1 protein-coding gene is annotated in these 715 nt (G+C 58.7%); it reads left to right on the top strand.

The genetic code is table 11. The features are described 5' to 3' along the window. A partial coding sequence (locus L6Q67_RS23745) for a hypothetical protein (RefSeq protein ID WP_296576042.1) occupies positions 1 to 215 on the top strand: 215 nt, incomplete at its 5' end. Between the last annotated feature and the right edge of the window lie 500 nt (positions 216 to 715).

Below are 715 nucleotides of genomic sequence, written 5' to 3'. Positions count from 1 at the left end.
TTCCCGACGACATTGCGCCCGCCTACTTCGAGTCCTTGTCGCGCCTACCCGCGCTGGTTGCTGCGGCTTCCTCTCGCCAGTGGGACGAAGGGTTTCTCTGTTGCGCTCTTTCAGCGGTCGCCGCTGCAAAGGGGCAACCAGCCGTTGCCGAGGCAGCGCTAGAGCTTTCGTCTGACGTGGCTGGCGAGTTCATGGAGTGGTTCTATGAACGCTAAGACGCCCAACCCTTCGCGGCTTCGCCGCTGCGGCGGCCCCTCACGTCAAACGTTAGGGCTCTCATGTCCTCACCATATGCTGTCGCACTTGTCATTGCCCCCGACTTCGGAGAGAAACTTCGCTCTTTGTCGTCGCGGCTCCATGTGTGGACGGTGGATTCGCCAGCGAATCGGGAAGTTGCCGAGGAACTTTGGAGCGCTTTACCGTCCCCCGGCAACTACAACATTGAATCTGGCGTCACCATCTTTACGCCTCACGGAGCAACCGCTGAAGATTGGTGCCTTGGGACCATCGACTCTCTCGATCAACATCACGACAGTTCATCACATGACCCCGGATACACCGTGCTTGAGGTCTATGGCATTGCCCCATCTGACACAATCCGTCGGGCATTTTCGGAGTTTGGCTTCGCTGAGTTCGTCGCCACTGCCTATGGCTTCATCGCACAGAAAAGCGAGCCCTAACATGGCGGTCGACCTCGCTCCCTTCGGTCGCTGGA

The organism is Zoogloea sp. (assembly GCF_023150065.1).
Lineage (GTDB): Bacteria > Pseudomonadota > Gammaproteobacteria > Burkholderiales > Rhodocyclaceae > Zoogloea.
This window is presented reverse-complemented; position numbering and strand designations above follow the sequence as displayed.